We start from the raw sequence: 15,474 nt of genomic DNA on the forward strand, positions 1-15,474 counted from the left end.
GTCGACCTCAATCCACACCCTGCCGCTGAGAGCGCCATGGCAGATCGTCGTCCCCCTGGGGAGTAAGCGCCATCGCACCCGTCAGCAGCCCGATCTGTACCCCGTTCTGTACCCCGTGCCGGGGCGAGGGCCCCGTTGTCCGGGCTAGGTCCAGCCGCCGACGTACCCCTCGACGTCGGGCTCGTCGACGAGTCGCGCCACGGTGGGGCTGCAGCGCACGACGGTCTCGTGCAGCGCGTCCGAACCCCAGCGTCGACCTCTGATCGCCGCTCGCCGGGAGCTGACGGTGAGGAGGGTCGCGCCCTCGTCGTCGACGTAGACGATCGCCCCGGGCCCGCGTCCGTCCAGCTCGGCGACGGCCCGCCGCAGCTCGCCGTCGCGCACCCGCACCGGCGCGTCGGCGACCACCACGTCGACCCTGACCCGGTCGAGCCGACGGCCGTCGACCGCCAGCCCGGCGTCGCCGCCGCCGACCACCGGCGCCCCGACGACCGACGCCTCGGGCACCTCCGCCAGGATCGAGTCCAGGCAGACGAACCGCGCCGCCTCGCCTCCCGTGAGGGGACCATGCAGGGCGACGTCGGCGTGCGGTCCGCGCAGCGCCCGGCCGCGGGACCCGGGGGCGGGCACGAGATCGACGAGCAGCAGGGCCTCGGCGTTCTTCGCCCGTTGTCGATCGGCCAGGTCGCGGCCCGACCACTCCGGCCCGTCGTGCCAGGCCACGGCCGACGGCACATGCGCCAGCACACCGCCCGCGAGCCAGGCACGGTAGGCCCACTCCCAGTCCTCGCCGCCGTAGCGGGTGAACGCCTCGTCGTAGCCGCCGGTGTCGGCGAACAGGTCGGCCGAGCAGGCGGTGACCGCGCCGATCACGAAGCGGTACGAGCGGTCGTCGGCGTCGAGCAGATCTCGCGAGTCGGCGTACGCGCGGCGGAGCCAGGCCGGCTCGTCCAGTTCGAGGGCGGGGGCGACCTGCTCGACCCGTGCCTCCTCGGGGGCCCGATCGAGCGCTGCATGACGTCGGCGACCGGCCGCGACGACGTCCGAGGCGAGGGCGGGCAGGCGGGTCAGCTCGCGCACGTAGTCGGGCTCGGGCGCGGTGTCGGCGTCGAGGAAGCACAGCACGTCTCCGTCGGCGACCGAGGCGCCGAGGTTGCGGGCGGCGGCGAGGCGGAACCCGCGGTCCTCTTGCACGACGAGTCGCACCCCGTCGGGCACGCGCGGCGTCTCGGGCGACCCGTCGTCGACCACCACCACCTCGAGCCGCGAGGCCGGGTGGGTCTGCCGGGAGAGGGTGAGCAGCGTGCGGTCGAGCTGCGCCTGCTGCCGGTAGTGCGCCACGACGACGGTGACCGAGGGAGGCGCGGGTGGCGTCACCCCGTCGAGGAGGTCCCAGCGGTTCCCCGGCAGGGCGCGCCCCCGCCCGGGTCGGGGCGTCGGGCCGGTCACGGGGCGACCTCGCGCCACCACGCCAGGTGCGCCGCGGCGGTGTCGTCGAGGGTGGGGGCCAGAGAGGTGCCGGCCGGAAGCGCCGTCGACCGCGGGTCGCGGTGCGCGGCGAGCAGCGCGGCCGCCAGGGCGCCGTCGGACTCGGGGTCGTACAGGGCGATGCTGCCGGGCCGGAGGGCGTCCATCTCGCGGGTGTACCGGGTGTCGGCGACCACGGCCCGGCGACCCTGCTCGGCCCAGTCGAGCAGCGAGCGGGACGCCGACCAGTGGCGGTGCGCCACGAGGGGCACGACGGGTGCGTGGAAAGCGGCGGCGTAGGCCTCGTCTCCGAGTCGCCCCGTCACCTCGAAGCGGACGCCGACCGCCGTCGCGGCCGACGCCAGCGCCTCGACGTCGCGCTCGTGACCGGCCGACGGGCCGCCGAGGGCCACGACCGTCGCCGATGCCGCCTCGCCCCGGCGCACCAGGTCGCCGCAGGCCGCGATCGCGTCGTCGTGCCCCTTGCCCGGGTAGACGTAACCGGCGATGACGACGCGCAGCTCGGACGGGTCGGCCGCAGGAGGCGCGGATTCGGAATCCACGCCCGACCCCGCCGACCCTGCCGACCCTGCCGAGGCGAACGGCGCGCCGGGTCGCGTCCCGAGCGGGGCGACCAGCACGCGGGGGAGAGCGTCGTCGACGTGCTCGGCCAGCAGCGACCGCTCGTGCTCGCTGCTCACGACGACGCCGTGGGCGGCCCGCGCCATGCGACGGTACGCGGCGGCGCGCCGGTGCACCGCGGTCTCGCCGTCCGACGGCTGGGGGAGGTCGTGCAGGGTCACCGTCAGCGAGGTGAGGGCGGCCAGTCGTTCGACCCGCTCGGCCGCGTCTTCGAGACTCGACCCGAACAGCTTGTCGGTCACGTGCAGATGGACCCGGGCGGGGCGCTCGTCGGCGACGAGGGTCTCGGCGAGCTCGGCCGTCGCGACGTCGCGACGCCGCACAGCCGGGTCAGCCTCGATCAGCGAAGCGGCGACGTCGGACGCGTAGGCCGTCACGCCGTGAGAGGGCGGGCCGACGACGATGCAGAGTGGGGTGGGCACGCGTCGGACGTTACACGCGGCAGCACCCCCGCCCGAGCGCCTGCCGAGGCCCCTGTGGAGAACGGCGGACAGCACGCACCCGATCGGCCTCCCTGGGAGTACGTTCCACAGGTGGCCCGAGTCGTCGTCGACGCTCGGGCGCCGAGAAGCGGAGGAAGCATGACGCGCCCCTTGCGCGTCGTGGCCGTCCCCGCCTCGCACCCCTACGTGCGTCGGGTGACCGCCGACGACGCGATCACACTCCACGACGACCCGCGCCCCGACGGCGCCGGGCCGGGCGTCTGGTGGCCCCCGGTCGCGCTCGACGCGGCCTGGATCCGCGCCCACGCCGACGAGGCCGACCTGCTGCACATCCACTTCGGCACCGAGTCGTTCGACGTCGCCCACCTCGTGGACGCCGTCGACGCGGCCCACGCCGTCGGCTGGCCCGTCGTCCAGACCGTCCACGACCTCGACCACCCGCAGCTCGCCGACGCCGACCAGGGCCGCTACGTCGCCCAGCTCGACGCCCTCTTGCCCCGTGTCGACGCGGTTCTGACCCTGACCGAGGGCGCCGCGGCCGAGATCGCGCGCCGCTGGGGAGTCGAGGCCGTCGTCGTGCCGCACCCGCGCCTCCTCGGCTCCGACTTCACCGCCGACACCGCGCCCATCGGCTTCGCCGCCGACGGGCGGGTCGTCGGCCTGCACCTGAAGGACCTCCGGCCCGGCGTCGACGGGCCGGGCGCCACGACCGCGCTCGTCGCGGCCCTCGACCTCCTCCGAGCCCGCGGACACGCCGTCACGGGCGAGGTGCGCCTGCACCGCGCCGTCCGCGACTCCGCCGCCCGCGACGAGGTCCGACGTCTCTGCGCCGCCTCCGACGCGGTCGTCCTCGTCGAGCACGACCGCCTCGACGACACCGCGCTCGCCGCAGGGCTCGCCCGCCTCGACGCCTGCGTGCTGCCGTACCGGCACGGCACCCACTCGGGCTGGCTCGAGCTCTGCTGGGACCTCGGAGTGCCCGTCGTCGCACCCGACACGGGGCACTACGCCGACCAGCACGACGACCCCACCGTCGCCTCCGCCCGGTTCGCCGCCGACGGCTCGGCGCTCGCCGACGCCCTCGACGGGGTGCTCCGAGCGGGTGCCCGCCCCGGCACGACACATCGACGTGACATCATCACCGCACGATCGGCCGAACGCGACCGGGTCGACAGGGTTGTCGTCCGCGCTCACCTGGCCGTCTACCGCGCCGCCCTGGCGCGTCCCCGAGCTCGGCCGGCACCGTCGGATCCCACGATCCAGCCCGCCCGACGACCCGCCCCGCCCGCCGAGAGGACCCCTGCGTGACACCGCCACGACCCTTGCGCATCGCCACCATCGCGCCACTCCGGTACCCCATCCGACAGCCGCACGCCGGCGGCGTCGAGTCGGCTCTGTGGAACGAGGTCGCGACCCTCCGCTCACGCGGTCACCATGTCGACCTCGTCGCCCCGCGCGGCTCGGACTTCATGACCGGCGGCCCGGCCGAGTACGTCATGCCCGCCGTCGCGTGGGCCGAGGGCGAGATCGCCGCCGACGACACCTACCCGGCTGGTTACCTCGACGACGCGCTGCCCCGTCTCGACGCGGCCCTCGACCGCATCCGCCGTCACGCCGACGACTACGACGTGGTCGTCAACCACTGCCTGCACGGTCTCCCGCTCGAGCGTGCCGGATCGCTCGGAGTCCCGGTCGTCTCGACCCTGCACACGCCCGTCATCCCCGAGCTGCTCGCCGCCGACCGCGCGTCGGTGGGCGGTCGCAGCACGTTCCTGTCGGTCAGTCGCCACACTGCCGACGAGTGGTCGGCCGCGGGCGTCGACTCGGTCGTGCTGCCGAACGGTGTCGACGAGTCGCTCTGGCCCCTGGGGCCGGGAGGCGCGGGTCTCGTCTGGTTCGGGCGTCTCGTCCCCGAGAAGGGCACCCATCTCGCGATCGAGGCCGCGCGCCTCCTCGACCTGCCTCTGACGATCGTCGGTCGCATCGGCGACCAGGCCTACTTCGACCACTTCGTCGCGCCCGCGCTCGGCGACCGGGTCGCTTACGTCGGGCCTCTCGGGCAGGCCGAGCTGGCGGACCTCGTCGGCCGGAGCGCCTGCTCGCTCACGACCCCGGTCTGGGCCGAGCCGTTCGGGCTCGTCGTGCCCGAGGCGCTCATGACGGGCACCCCCGTCGCCGCGCACGACGTGGGCGGCGTCACCGAGATCGCCCGCGGTTCCGTCGGGATCACCACCGTCACCCCGGGCGATCCGGCCGCATTGGCCGTCGCCGCCCGGGATCTCATCGAGGCGTCGCGCACGCCCGGAGGTCGCGACGACATCCGCGCCAGCACCATCGCGCGCTTCTCGCTCGGAGCCCGGGTCGACCGCCTCGAGGAGGTGCTGCGCGCGACGGTGCGCCGAGAGGGTCTCCGCCGCGAGGGTCTCGACCACGACGCTCTCGAGGTCGACACGTCGGACGCGTCTGACGCGTCGCACGCCGAGCGGCCCGAGGAGGCCGCGTGACCCGACCCGTCGTCGGCTGGTACCTGCACCACCACGGGGGAGGGCACGTCGCACGGTTCCGGGCCGTCCGCCCGCAGGTCGACGCCGACGTCGTCGTGTTCAGCTCGCGCCCCGCGCCCGACGACCTGCCCGCGGACACCCGCTGGACGACCCTGCCCCCCGACGCCGGGGTCGAGATCGACGATGCCGGGCGCGAGCTCGACCCCGCCGGGGCGGACCCGACGGCGGACGGCGTGCTGCACTGGGCGCCGCTCGGTCATCGGGGTCATCGCGACCGGCTCGCGGCGATCGCCGAGACCGTCGCCCGCGAGCGGATCGACGCGATGGTCGTCGACGTCTCGGTCGAGGTCGGACTGCTGGCGCGCCTCCTCGGCGTCCCGGTCGTGCTGTTCACCCAGCCCGGTGATCGCGACGACGAGCCGCACGCCCTGATCGAACGCCTCGCCGCCGCGATCGTCGCCCCCTGGCCGCGCGAGCTCATGGAGCCGGCGCATCTCGCAGCCCATCGCGACCTCGTCGCCTACACCGGCGGCATCAGCCGGCACGACGGCCGCGCGGCACCTCGTGAGCCTGCGGCCGAACCCGACGGCACCCGTGTGCTCGTCCTCGCCGGAGGCGGCGGACACGACGTCACCGCCGACGACATCGAGGAGGCGCGCGCGGCCACCCCGGGAACGCACTGGACGGTGCTCGGGGTCGACGGCGTCGACGGGCAGCCGTCCGTCGTGGTCGACGACCCGTGGCCGGCCCTGGACCGGGCCGACGTGGTCGTCACCTGGGCGGGGCAGAACGCCGTGGCCGACATCGCCGCCGCGGGCGCCCGTGCGATCGTCGTGCCGCAGGCGAGGCCCTTCGGCGAGCAGATCGCGACCGCGACCGCACTCGACCGCGCGGGGCTCGCCGTCGTCGAGCCGGTCTGGCCGACGGCCGAGCGGTGGCCCGAGGTCGTCGCGCGCGCTCTCGAGCTCGAGCCCGACTGGGCGCGGTGGGGCACTGCCGGAGCCGCCCGCCGGGCCGCCGACGTCATCGAGCGCGTCGCCGGTTCGGAGCAGCAGCCCGGTCGGCACGTCGCCGTCGTCACCCTCTGCTCGGTCGCCCGGCTCGACCACCTGCGGCATCAGCTCGCGGCCGTCGTGCGCGATGCCGCGTCGCCCGAGCCCGAGCCCGGACCCGAGCCCGGACCCGAGCCCGGACCCGACGCGTCGGCCCCGTCACGGTCGACGACTCCGCGGGTGTCCACCGTCGTGGTCTGGCTCGACGACGAGCCCGCCCCGAGCGATCTGGGCGTCGACCTCGTGGTGCACATGCCGCCGGCCGCCGAGGGCTTCCGGCTCGCCGCCGCCCGCAACGCCGGGGCCGATGCCGCCGTGGGGCTCGGCGCCGACCTCGTGGTGTTCCTCGACGCCGACTGCGTGCCCTCGCCCTCGCTGGTCTCCCGCTACGTCGACGCCGCCCGCGCCGAACCCGATGCGGTGCTCTGCGGTCCCGTCACCTACCTCGCGCCCGGTGTCGACGTCGACGACCCGGCCGTGCTCGCCGAGCTGACCGCTCCGCACGCGGCTCGACCCGCGCCTCCTGCGGGGCTGCTGGCCCGGGCCGGCGACGGCGAGTACGCCCTGTTCTGGTCGCTCTCGTTCGCGCTCACGGCACGGGCCTGGCGGTCCGGTCCGCGCTTCGACGAGCGCTACGTCGGCTACGGCGGCGAGGACACCGACTTCGCCTTCGCGTTCCGCCGGGCGGGTCGGCCGCTCGTCTGGGTCGGCGGGGCCGACGCGTACCACCAGCACCACCCGACCTCGTCGCCCCCGTGGCAGCACCTCGACGACGTGCTCCGCAACGGGCGGCTCTTCGCCGAGCAGTGGGGGGAGTGGCCGATGACGGGCTGGCTCGAGGCCTTCGCCCGTGGGGGAGCGGTGCGGCGCATCGGCGACGACTGGGAGCGCGTACCCGGGTGGGACGGCTCGACCCGGCCCGCTGCGTGAACCCGCTCAGCGCGTGAGCGTGTACTGCACGTCGACCGCGTGGTCGGTGAATCCGCGCGCCGCGTACAGGCGGAGCGCCGCCGTGTTGTCACCCTCGACGTAGAGCGCCGCCGTGCCGATGCCCTTCTCGGCGAGGCGGGCCATCCCGGCGTCGACCACCGCGCCTCCCAGGCCCTCGCCCTGGTGATCGGGGGAGACCCCGACCGCGTAGAACTCGCCCGGCTGACCGGTCTCGACCTTGAGCCAGCAGAACGCGATCAGCTCGTCGCCGCGCCAGAGCAGCACGAAGTCGTCGGCGTCGAACCATGAGTCGGCGCGGCGCGCGTCGAGATCGCCCTGATCGAGCGAGCCCTGCTCGGGGTGATCGGCGAACGCGCGGGCGTTGAGGTCGAGCCAGGCCGTGTCGTCGACGCCGGGGCGTAAGGCCGCGACGCGGTCGCCGTCCGACAGACGGGGTGCGCGTGAGGTCACCGGGGCCCGCTGCTGCAGCAGTCGGCGTGTCTCGACGGCGCCGAAGCGGGAGCCGAGCGCCCGGGCGCCGGGCAGATCGCCGTGGGCCCAGAAGGCGATCGGGCCGGTCGTCTCGTCGAGCACCGTCTGCACGAGCCGCGCACCGAGACCACGGCCGCGGTGCTCGGGGTGCACGGCGAGTTCGGCCTCGCCCTCCCGGACGATCGCCGCCGCCTGGCCATCGCCCAGCACCCGGGCCTCGCCCGAGCGCAGCTCGACCAGCGACTGGTCGTTGAACGGGGGGCTCCCGTCGGTCGTCGCGGCTGCGGACGCCAGGGCCAGCACGTCGGCGACCCGGCCCGCACCGCCCGTGCCGCCCGTGGCGCTTCCGTCGAAGGCGGCCGAGGAGGCGCGGGTCGACCCGCCGGGATCGCTCACGGTCAGGCCCCCGGCGCGACGTTGTCGTCGTCGTAGACGTTGAACCGGTAGCCGACGTTTCGCACGGTGCCGATCAGCGACTCGAGGTCGCCGAGCTTGGCGCGGAGACGGCGGACGTGCACGTCGACCGTGCGGGTGCCGCCGAAGTAGTCGTAGCCCCAGACCTCGCTGAGCAGCTGCTCGCGCGTGAAGACCCGGGAGGGGTGCGTCGCGAAGAACCGGAGCAGCTCGAACTCCTTGAAGGTGAGGTCGAGGGGGCGGCCGTGCACCTTCGCCGAGTAGCTCGCCTCGTCGATGACGACACCCGACGCGTGGATCTTCGACCCGGTCTGCGACTGGGCGAGACGCCCCGTGACGAGCCGGATGCGGGCGTCGACCTCGGCGGGGCCGGCGCCCTCGAGGATGACGTCGTCGACACCCCACTCGGCGTTGACCGCGGTGAGCCCGCCCTCGGTGAGCACGAGCACGATCGGCACGGTGACGCCCGTCGTGCGGAGGATCTTGCAGAGCGACTTGGCGCTCGCGAGATCGGCCCGCGCGTCGACGAAGATCAGATCGCTCGACGGCGCGTTCACCAGTTGCGCGGGTTCGGCGGGGATCTGGCGGGTACGGTGACTGAGGAGTGCGAGCGCGGGGAGGACGTCGGGCCCGCCTGCCGAGGTCAGTACCAAGAGCTGCGCCACACGACCTCCAGTGAATGTACTGTCGAGCAGTCTAAAACATGAGCCCGGCCCATCCCGACCACCCGATGCTAGGGCAGGTCTCGAACGGAGAACGACGAAGTGGCAGAACCCCTGACCCCCAGCGCGGTCGACACGGCGCGGCTCAAGCCGCTGACGATCATCCCCGTGTGGCTCGCCGCCGTCGTCGCGGCCGTGCTCATCGTCGTCGTCGCCCCGCGCGACGAGGCGTTCACCTGGCTCTCCCTCTCGCTGGGCGGTCTGATCGTCCTGACGTTCGTGCTGCAGCTCGCGGCGAGTCAGAAGGACGGCCTCGTGTCGCGCACGATGCTGGCCCTCTGCGGCAGCCTCGTCGTGCTCGCCGTCGCGACCCTGGTGGTGGCCGTCACCGGCTGACCCGCCGCGGCCGCCCCTGGCGGCGCACCCCTCGATGCCCGAGGGTCTGCTGAGGCCCTCCCGATGTCGGTGGTCGGCGGGTAGGGTTGCCCGCATGGATTCCTTGCTCGCTCTCGAGTTGTTCTTCGTCGGCCTCCTCGCCCTGGCGTCCCTCGGCATCGGGTTCGTGTCGGTCGTCGTGCTGGTCAAGCTCTTCAAGGGTCAGCGCTGACCTTGATCGACATCCCCACCGACCTGCCGTCGGAGCTCGTCCCCCTGTCGTGGTTGATCGGCGTATGGGAGGGCACCGGCGTCGTCGACTACAAGATCGGCGAAGGCGACCCCGACCTGCCCGCCGAGGGCTCCGAGCCCGCCGAGCGGCGCGTCCACGAGTTCGGCCAGCGCATCAGCTTCAGCCACGACGGCCTGCCGTTCCTCAACTACAGCTCGTTCACCTGGCTGCTCGACGACGAGCGCACGCCGTTGACGACCGAGACGGGCTACTGGCGGCTCGAGCGGCCGGCCGAGGTGGGCGACCGCGGTCCGGGCATGCTGCCCGGCGTCGGCGTCCAGCCGTACAACTCGGCGCGTGCCGTCGAGATCCTCCGCACCCCCGACGACGGCTTCGGTCTCGAGGTGCAGATCGTGCACCCCACCGGGGTCAACGAGCTCTACCTGGGTCGGGTCAAGGGTCCGCGCATCGATCTCGCGACCGACGCCGTGCTGCGCTCGAGCAACGCCAAAGAGCACTCGGCGTCGACCCGCATGTACGGGCTCGTCGAGAACGACCTCCTCTGGGCATGGGACATCGCGGCCCTCGGCCAGGAGCTGCGCACGCACGCGTCCGGCAGGTTGTCGCGCGTTGACTGACACCTCCGCGGGCGGCGCGACCGACGCGACCACCGCCTCCTCGACCGGCTCCGGGTACCGCTCGCCGTTCGCGGCGCGCGACGGCTTCGTCGACGACGGCACCGGGGTCGCCGCCCACTACGGCGAGCTGATCCGCGAGCAGCGTCTGCTCTCGCAGGGCACGGCGGTCGTCGACCTCTCGAACCGCGGCGTGCTCACCGTGAGCGGGCCCGACCGGCTCAGCTGGCTCAACTCGCTGACCAGTCAGAGCGTCGGGCGTCTGGCGCCCGGCGAATCGACCGAGACCCTGCTGCTCGACGCCAACGGGCGACTCGAGCACGCGGTGCGACTCGTCGACGACGGCGAGACCGCGTGGCTGCTCGTCGACGGCGACGAGACCGAGCCGCTCCGGGCCTGGCTCGATCGGATGCGCTTCATGCTCCGCGTCGAGGTCGTCGACCGGTCGTCCGACATGGTCACGGTGGGGTCGATGCACGACCTCTCCGCCGACGACCGGGTGCCCGTGCTCACCTCGAACGACGTCGCCATCGCCTGGGTCGACCCCTGGCACGAGGTCGCCGTCGGCGGTCACAGCTACGCCGACTCCGAGAGCCACCCCGGCAGGCAGTGGTCGTACCGCGAGACGCTCGTGTCCCGAGACGACCTCGCCGCGCTGGCCGCGTCTCCCGCCGCCGACCTGCCCGCCGCCGGCACGCTCGCCCTCGAGGCGCTGCGGATCGAGGCCTGGCGCCCGCGTCTCACGACCGAGGTCGACGAGCGCAGCATCCCGCACGAGCTCGACTGGATGCGCAGCGCCGTGCACCTGGCGAAGGGCTGCTACCGCGGCCAGGAGACCGTCGCCAAGGTGCACAACATCGGGCACCCGCCGCGGCGCCTGGTCATGCTGCACCTCGACGGCAGCGACGGCGTGCTGCCCGAGCACGGCGCCGCCGTCGTGCTCGCATCGCCCCCGACCGGCGCGTTCGGTCAGACCGCCGCCGCCGACCCCGACGCCGGCCCCGACGCGCAGCCCCGCTCGCCCGCGGTCGTCGGTCACGTCACCAGCGTGGCGCTGCACCACGAGCTCGGCCCCGTCGCGCTGGCGCTCGTGAAGCGCACCACCCCCGAGACGGCGGCACTCGCCGTCGTCGCCGACGACATCGTGGTCGCCGCCTCGCAGGAGGTCATCGTGCCCTCGTCCGCCGGCGCCGCAGCGGGGGTACCCCGCCTGCCCCGTCTCGGCGCCGTCCGCCGCTGACCCGGCGGTGAGCGGGTCCGAGGGCGCGAGCGCCTCGTCGACGCGACGGGTGCGGTCGATGCTGACCCGCGCCTCCGGCGGGTTCGATCCGAGGGTCGCCACCGCGCGCACCATCGCGTCCGGCCCGGCGGTCGTGCAGATCGTCGTGGCGGTCTCGCTCTCATACGCGATCACGCACTACCTGCTGGGGCACGCGATCCCGCTGCTGGCCGTGACGATCACCATCTCGTCGCTCGGCCTCGCCCGCGACGCCCGGCCGCGACGGGTGCTCGAGAACGCCGTCGGGGTGCTGATCGGCATCGCCCTCAGCGAGGTGCTGCTGATGATCGTCGGCAAGGGGCTCTGGCAGATCGCCCTGGTGCTGTCCGTCGCCCTCCTGGTGGGGCGCTTCTTCTCGTCGAGCAGCGCGTTCGCGGCCGCCGCGGCGACCCAGTCGATGCTCGTGATGCTGCTGCCCGACCCCGACGGTGGGCCGTTCGTCCGCAGCATCGACGGCGCGATCGGCGGAATCGTGGCGCTGCTGATCACGGCGGTGATTCCGCGTGATCCGATCGGTCTGGCCCGTGCCGACGCCGAGCAGCTCTTCGCCGAGGTCGAGCAGGCGTTCGCCTCGCTGGTCGCGGCGGTGCGCACCGACGACGTCCGTCGGGCCGACGACGCCCTCCGCCGCCTGCGCTCGACGCAGCCGCTGCTCGACGACTGGTCGTCGACCCTCGAGTCGGCGCAGTCGATCGCGCGGCTGTCGCCGTTCCTGCGCTCGCGACTGCCTCACCTCCGGCAGCAGGCCGTCGTGCGCCGCTGCGTCGACCTCGCCGTGCGCAACCTCCGGGTGATCGCTCGTCGGCTCGACACCTCCGTCGGCGACGGGGTCGATCGCCGTGCGGTCGGCGATCTGCTCGAGAGCACCGCGCGGGCCGTGGGTGTGCTCGGCGAGTCCCTGCGCGACGTCGAGAGGCGACCCGTCGCGCGCGAGGCGCTGACCGCTGTGGCCCGCCGACTCGACCCGGCCGTGGTGGTGCCGGGTGCGCCCGTGACCGAGGCGATGATCGTGCTGATGATGCGCCCGCTGCTGGTCGACCTGCTCATGGCGACGGGGCTCGACCACGACGAGGCCCGCGCCCTGCTCGCCCGCGTCTGACCGGTCGCCCGGCCGGCATCGCGACTCAGGCCCGGGGTGCGCCCGCGTCTGACCGGGCGCCCGGCCGGCCTCGCGACTCAGGCCCGGGGTGCGACCGCCTGCCACGGCAGCGACAGCTCGCCGAGCCGCCAGCGCGAGCGACCGTGCCGAACCGGCCACCCGCCGTCGCGCAGCCCCTGCACCGTCGCCAGCCAGCGCTGCACCGGGCCGTACACCGACAGCGGCGCCGCGACGGCCCACTGGCGATCGAGGTCGACGAGCAGGTCGTGCACGCGCTCGCCCGCGACGTTGCGGTGGATGAGCGCCTTGGGCAGCCGCTCGGCCACGATCGACGGCACGTCGAGCTCGGCCAGCCGCAGCGACACGGTGAACGCTTGCGGCCCCTCGGGCGTCACGTCCACCCAGCTCGCCACGCGTCCGATCTCGTTGCAAGTTCCCTCCACGAGCACGCCGCCGGGCTGCAGCCGCGCGGTCATCAGCGCCCAGGAGTCGGCCACCTGCGACTCGTCGTACTGCCGCAGCACGTTGAACGCCCTGATCACGGCGGGTCGGCGGTCACCGTCGAGCGGCACCTCGAAACCGCCCCGGCGGAAGCTCACGCCCGGTCGCGCCGACAGGTTCGCGAGTCTGACCCGCTCGGGATCGATCTCGATGCCCACCACCTCGACGTCGGGGCGGACCCGCAGGAGGCGCTGGTGCAGTTCGAGAGGGGTCGTCGCGCTCGCCCCGTACCCCAGGTCGACCACCAGCGGGTCGTCGGCCCGGCGGAACGACGGGTGCGCGGCGATCCACCGGTCGACGCGGCGGAGCCGGTTGGTGCCGGTCGTGCCGCGGGTGATCGAACCGATGGGCATGCGCCGAGTCTGCCAGCATGTCGTCGCGATACGCTTGTCGCATGACTTCGACCCTCATCCTCCTGCGTCACGGCAACAGCGAATGGAACGCGAAGAACCTCTTCACGGGATGGGTCGACGTGCGACTCACCGAGCAGGGTCGCGCCGAGGCCAAGCGGGCCGGCGAGCTGCTGCGCGACAACGACCTGCTGCCCGACATCCTCTACACGTCGCGGCTTACCCGTGCCATCCAGACCGCCGACATCGCGCTCGAAGAGGCCGACCGGCTGTGGATCGACGTGAAGCGCTCGTGGCGGCTCAACGAGCGCCACTACGGCGCCCTGCAGGGCAAAGACAAGGCTCAGACGCTCGAGCAGTACGGCCCCGAGCAGTTCCAGACCTGGCGTCGCTCGTTCGACGTGCCGCCGCCCCCGCTCGACGACGACAGCGAGTTCTCGCAGGCCCACGACAAGCGCTACGCCGAGCTCGGCATCGACGCCCCGCGCACCGAGTCGCTGGCCCTCGTCATCGAGCGGATGCTGCCCTACTGGCACAGCGACATCACCGAGAGCCTCGCCGCCGGCGACGTCACGCTGGTGGTGGCCCACGGCAACTCGCTGCGCGCCCTGGTCAAGCACCTCGACGGCATCGGCGACGACGAGATCTCCGAGCTGAACATCCCCACCGGCATCCCGCTGGTGTACGAGCTCGACGACGACTTCGCGCCGACCGGCCCCGGCCGGTACCTCGACCCCGAGGCCGCCGCCGCGGGTGCCGCCGCGGTCGCGAACCAGGGCAAGAAGTAGCCCGAACCGCCCTGCGGCCGCGCTCAGACGGGTGTGGGGCGGGTTCGCGTCATCCGCGGCGGGTCAGCGCTGACCCGCCGCGGAGGACACCGACCCGCCGCACCCGAACCTGCGGCAGGCGAGCCCGCCGCACGCGAGCCCGCCGGCAGGCGAGCCCGCCGCACCGGGCGCCCGGCTAGACGAACTGCTCGCTGATCTCCAGCACCAGCGCGTCGATGTCGACCGGGGTGCTCGTGTCGACGCGGATCACCGGCCACGCCCCCAGGGGCTCGGCGGCGGCCGCCCACTCGCCCCACGCCGCGCGGGTCGACTCGACCGTCCCGTGGGCCGGGTGCCGCCCGCCCGCCGCGATCCGGTCGACGCTGCGCTGCAGCGCCACCTCGGGGTCGACGTCGCACCAGACCTCGACGGTGCGGGGCGACCCGGCGCGGGCCACGCCCGACCGTGCGCCCTCGAGCTCGGTCGGACGATGCCAGAACGCGTCGACGACCACGCCCGCCTCGACCTCGGCCGCCATCGACCACACGGTCTCGTGGGCGATCCGGTCGATCGACTCGGGGGCGACCATCGGCCCGGCCAGGTCGACCAGCGCCTCCTCGACGGGGTCGTGGGCGAGCAGCGGGCAGCCCAGCACACCCGCGAGCGTGGCCGAGAGGGTGGTCTTGCCCGAGCCGGGCAGACCGTTGACGAGGATCGCGACTGAAGCCATCCCGCCATCCTCTCGCAGTTCTGCGGGGGCGGACGCGAAGGAGGCGCGGTGTCCGTCGGGCGGACACCGCGCCTCCTCGGCGATGCGGGCTCTCAGACCTCGGATGCGACCCAGTCGCCGGTCGCCAGGTACTGGACCTTCTTGGCGATGGAGACCGCGTGGTCGGCGAAGCGCTCGTGGTAGCGCGAGGCGAGGGTGGAGTCGACCGTGTCGACGGCCGCGCCCTTCCAGGTCTCGCCGAGCACCTTGTCGAAGACGCTGAGGTGCAGCTCGTCGATGCGGTCGTCGTCGTTGCGGATCTCCTCGGCGAGGCGCACGTCTTCGGTCGTCAGCAGCTCGGTGAGCTTGTTCGCGATCGCGACGTCGAGCTCGCCGAGCTCTTTGAACGTCGGGCGCAGCGACTTCGGCACGACCTTCTCGGGGAACCGGTAGCGCGCCAGCTGGGCGATGTGCTCGGCCATGTCGCCCATGCGCTCGAGCGAGGCGCTGATGCGCAGCGCGCTCACGACGATGCGCAGGTCGCGGGCGACCGGGTTCTGGCGGGCCAGGATGTCGATGGCCAGCTCGTCGAGGGCGATGGCGCGCTCGTCGATGGCGTCGTCGTCGGCGATGACCTGTTCGGCCAGCGACACGTTCGACTCGTTGAAGGCCGTCGTGGCGTTCTTGATCGAGATGGCGACGAGGCCTGAGATCTCGACCAGGCGCTCCTGGACCTCTTGCAGCTCCTGCTGGAATACCTCGCGCATGTCGTAGTCGACCCTCTCGTAGCTCGCGGGGGCGTGGACGCCCGGCAGCGGGGGCGATGTCGCCCGCACAGTCCAGTCCAGCCTCATGGGTGAAGGTTAACGACCGGTGCCGGTGGCCTGAACACTCACCAAAGTACAGGCCGTCGCAGCCCCT

Annotated in this window: 15 protein-coding genes; 8 read left to right on the forward strand and 7 right to left on the reverse strand. The window is 73.7% G+C overall.

All coding sequences use genetic code 11. The features are described 5' to 3' along the window. Nucleotides 1-144: 144 nt before the first annotated feature. Together SOM13_RS08135 and SOM13_RS08140 are read right to left on the reverse strand one after the other, a co-directional pair. Entirely contained in the window at nucleotides 145-1,449 is a 1,305-nt protein-coding gene (locus SOM13_RS08135; RefSeq protein ID WP_320479393.1) for a glycosyltransferase family 2 protein, read from the reverse strand. After that, nucleotides 1,446-2,531 (reverse strand): hypothetical protein, encoded by a 1,086-nt coding sequence (locus tag SOM13_RS08140; protein WP_320479394.1) that lies wholly within the window; start codon nucleotides 2,529-2,531, stop codon nucleotides 1,446-1,448. Before SOM13_RS08140 ends, SOM13_RS08135 begins: the two co-directional genes overlap by 4 nt. A 159-nt stretch (nucleotides 2,532-2,690) precedes the next feature. Here SOM13_RS08140 and SOM13_RS08145 point away from each other — a divergent pair, with 159 nt between their 5' ends. The 3 genes from SOM13_RS08145 to SOM13_RS08155 are packed head-to-tail and all read left to right on the forward strand — an operon-like array spanning nucleotide 2,691 to nucleotide 7,038. Further along, the gene (locus tag SOM13_RS08145) at nucleotides 2,691-3,860 is read left to right on the forward strand and encodes a glycosyltransferase (protein WP_320479395.1); all 1,170 of its coding nucleotides are present in this window, start codon (nucleotides 2,691-2,693) and stop codon (nucleotides 3,858-3,860) included. After that, nucleotides 3,857-5,056: a glycosyltransferase gene (locus SOM13_RS08150; protein WP_320477509.1), complete on the forward strand. Its 1,200-nt coding sequence runs from the start codon at nucleotides 3,857-3,859 to the stop codon at nucleotides 5,054-5,056. Before SOM13_RS08145 ends, SOM13_RS08150 begins: the two co-directional genes overlap by 4 nt. Further along, nucleotides 5,053-7,038 carry a glycosyltransferase gene (locus SOM13_RS08155; protein ID WP_320479396.1) on the forward strand — a complete coding sequence of 662 codons (1,986 nt, stop codon included), beginning with the start codon at nucleotides 5,053-5,055 and terminating at the stop codon, nucleotides 7,036-7,038. The genes SOM13_RS08150 and SOM13_RS08155 overlap by 4 nt, the downstream gene beginning before the upstream one ends. 6 nt (nucleotides 7,039-7,044) lie before the next feature. On the opposite strand, the gene mshD is transcribed toward SOM13_RS08155, so the two are convergent. Then, the gene (mshD, locus tag SOM13_RS08160; RefSeq protein ID WP_320479397.1) at nucleotides 7,045-7,926 is read right to left on the reverse strand and encodes a mycothiol synthase; all 882 of its coding nucleotides are present in this window, start codon (nucleotides 7,924-7,926) and stop codon (nucleotides 7,045-7,047) included. Nucleotides 7,927-7,928: 2 nt separating this feature from the next. Next, complete coding sequence (locus SOM13_RS08165) at nucleotides 7,929-8,609, reverse strand: winged helix-turn-helix domain-containing protein (protein ID WP_192061324.1); 681 nt, start codon at nucleotides 8,607-8,609, stop codon at nucleotides 7,929-7,931. A gap of 99 nt (nucleotides 8,610-8,708) precedes the next feature. Between SOM13_RS08165 and SOM13_RS08170 the strand changes: the two genes are divergently transcribed. The 4 genes from SOM13_RS08170 (at nucleotide 8,709) to SOM13_RS08185 (ending at nucleotide 12,226) form a co-directional block, all read left to right on the forward strand. Beyond that, nucleotides 8,709-9,002 (forward strand): hypothetical protein, encoded by a 294-nt coding sequence (locus SOM13_RS08170; RefSeq protein ID WP_320479398.1) that lies wholly within the window; start codon nucleotides 8,709-8,711, stop codon nucleotides 9,000-9,002. 213 nt (nucleotides 9,003-9,215) lie between these two features. Next, nucleotides 9,216-9,851 (forward strand): FABP family protein, encoded by a 636-nt coding sequence (locus SOM13_RS08175; protein ID WP_192061326.1) that lies wholly within the window; start codon nucleotides 9,216-9,218, stop codon nucleotides 9,849-9,851. Then, entirely contained in the window at nucleotides 9,844-11,088 is a 1,245-nt protein-coding gene (locus SOM13_RS08180; protein WP_320479399.1) for a folate-binding protein, read from the forward strand. Before SOM13_RS08175 ends, SOM13_RS08180 begins: the two co-directional genes overlap by 8 nt. 7 nt (nucleotides 11,089-11,095) lie before the next feature. Next, nucleotides 11,096-12,226 carry an FUSC family protein gene (locus tag SOM13_RS08185; RefSeq protein WP_192061328.1) on the forward strand — a complete coding sequence of 377 codons (1,131 nt, stop codon included), beginning with the start codon at nucleotides 11,096-11,098 and terminating at the stop codon, nucleotides 12,224-12,226. A 77-nt stretch (nucleotides 12,227-12,303) separates the two neighbouring features. Here the strand turns inward: SOM13_RS08185 and SOM13_RS08190 are convergent, their stop codons facing one another. Next, nucleotides 12,304-13,080, reverse strand: a complete 777-nt coding sequence (locus SOM13_RS08190; RefSeq protein WP_192061329.1) for a class I SAM-dependent methyltransferase — start codon at nucleotides 13,078-13,080, stop codon at nucleotides 12,304-12,306. Nucleotides 13,081-13,121: 41 nt separating this feature from the next. On the opposite strand from SOM13_RS08190, the gene SOM13_RS08195 reads away from it, so the two are divergent. Further along, on the forward strand, nucleotides 13,122-13,865 hold the full coding sequence (locus tag SOM13_RS08195) for a phosphoglyceromutase (RefSeq protein WP_192061330.1): 744 nt from the start codon (nucleotides 13,122-13,124) through the stop codon (nucleotides 13,863-13,865). Between the two features lie 175 nt (nucleotides 13,866-14,040). Here SOM13_RS08195 and SOM13_RS08200 read toward each other — a convergent pair whose 3' ends face one another. Beyond that, nucleotides 14,041-14,574, reverse strand: coding sequence for an AAA family ATPase (locus SOM13_RS08200; protein WP_320479400.1), 534 nt, complete (start codon nucleotides 14,572-14,574; stop codon nucleotides 14,041-14,043). A gap of 92 nt (nucleotides 14,575-14,666) precedes the next feature. Further along, nucleotides 14,667-15,320, reverse strand: coding sequence for a phosphate signaling complex protein PhoU (gene phoU / locus SOM13_RS08205; protein ID WP_192061429.1), 654 nt, complete (start codon nucleotides 15,318-15,320; stop codon nucleotides 14,667-14,669). Nucleotides 15,321-15,474 lie beyond the last annotated feature (154 nt).

Origin of the sequence: Frigoribacterium sp. CFBP9030 (genome assembly GCF_034045195.1) — a bacterium.
Classification (GTDB): domain Bacteria; phylum Actinomycetota; class Actinomycetes; order Actinomycetales; family Microbacteriaceae; genus Frigoribacterium.

What these genes read in the sequence shown, in the direction of transcription:
- SOM13_RS08145 (WP_320479395.1), top strand. Translation starts at nt 2,691, where the DNA reads ATGACGCGCCCCTTGCGCGTCGTGGCCGTCCCCGCCTCGCACCCCTAC.
- SOM13_RS08190 (WP_192061329.1), bottom strand. Translation starts at nt 13,080, where the DNA reads ATGCCCATCGGTTCGATCACCCGCGGCACGACCGGCACCAACCGGCTC.
- SOM13_RS08195 (WP_192061330.1), top strand. Translation starts at nt 13,122, where the DNA reads ATGACTTCGACCCTCATCCTCCTGCGTCACGGCAACAGCGAATGGAAC.
- SOM13_RS08200 (WP_320479400.1), bottom strand. Translation starts at nt 14,574, where the DNA reads ATGGCTTCAGTCGCGATCCTCGTCAACGGTCTGCCCGGCTCGGGCAAG.
- phoU (WP_192061429.1), bottom strand. Translation starts at nt 15,320, where the DNA reads ATGCGCGAGGTATTCCAGCAGGAGCTGCAAGAGGTCCAGGAGCGCCTG.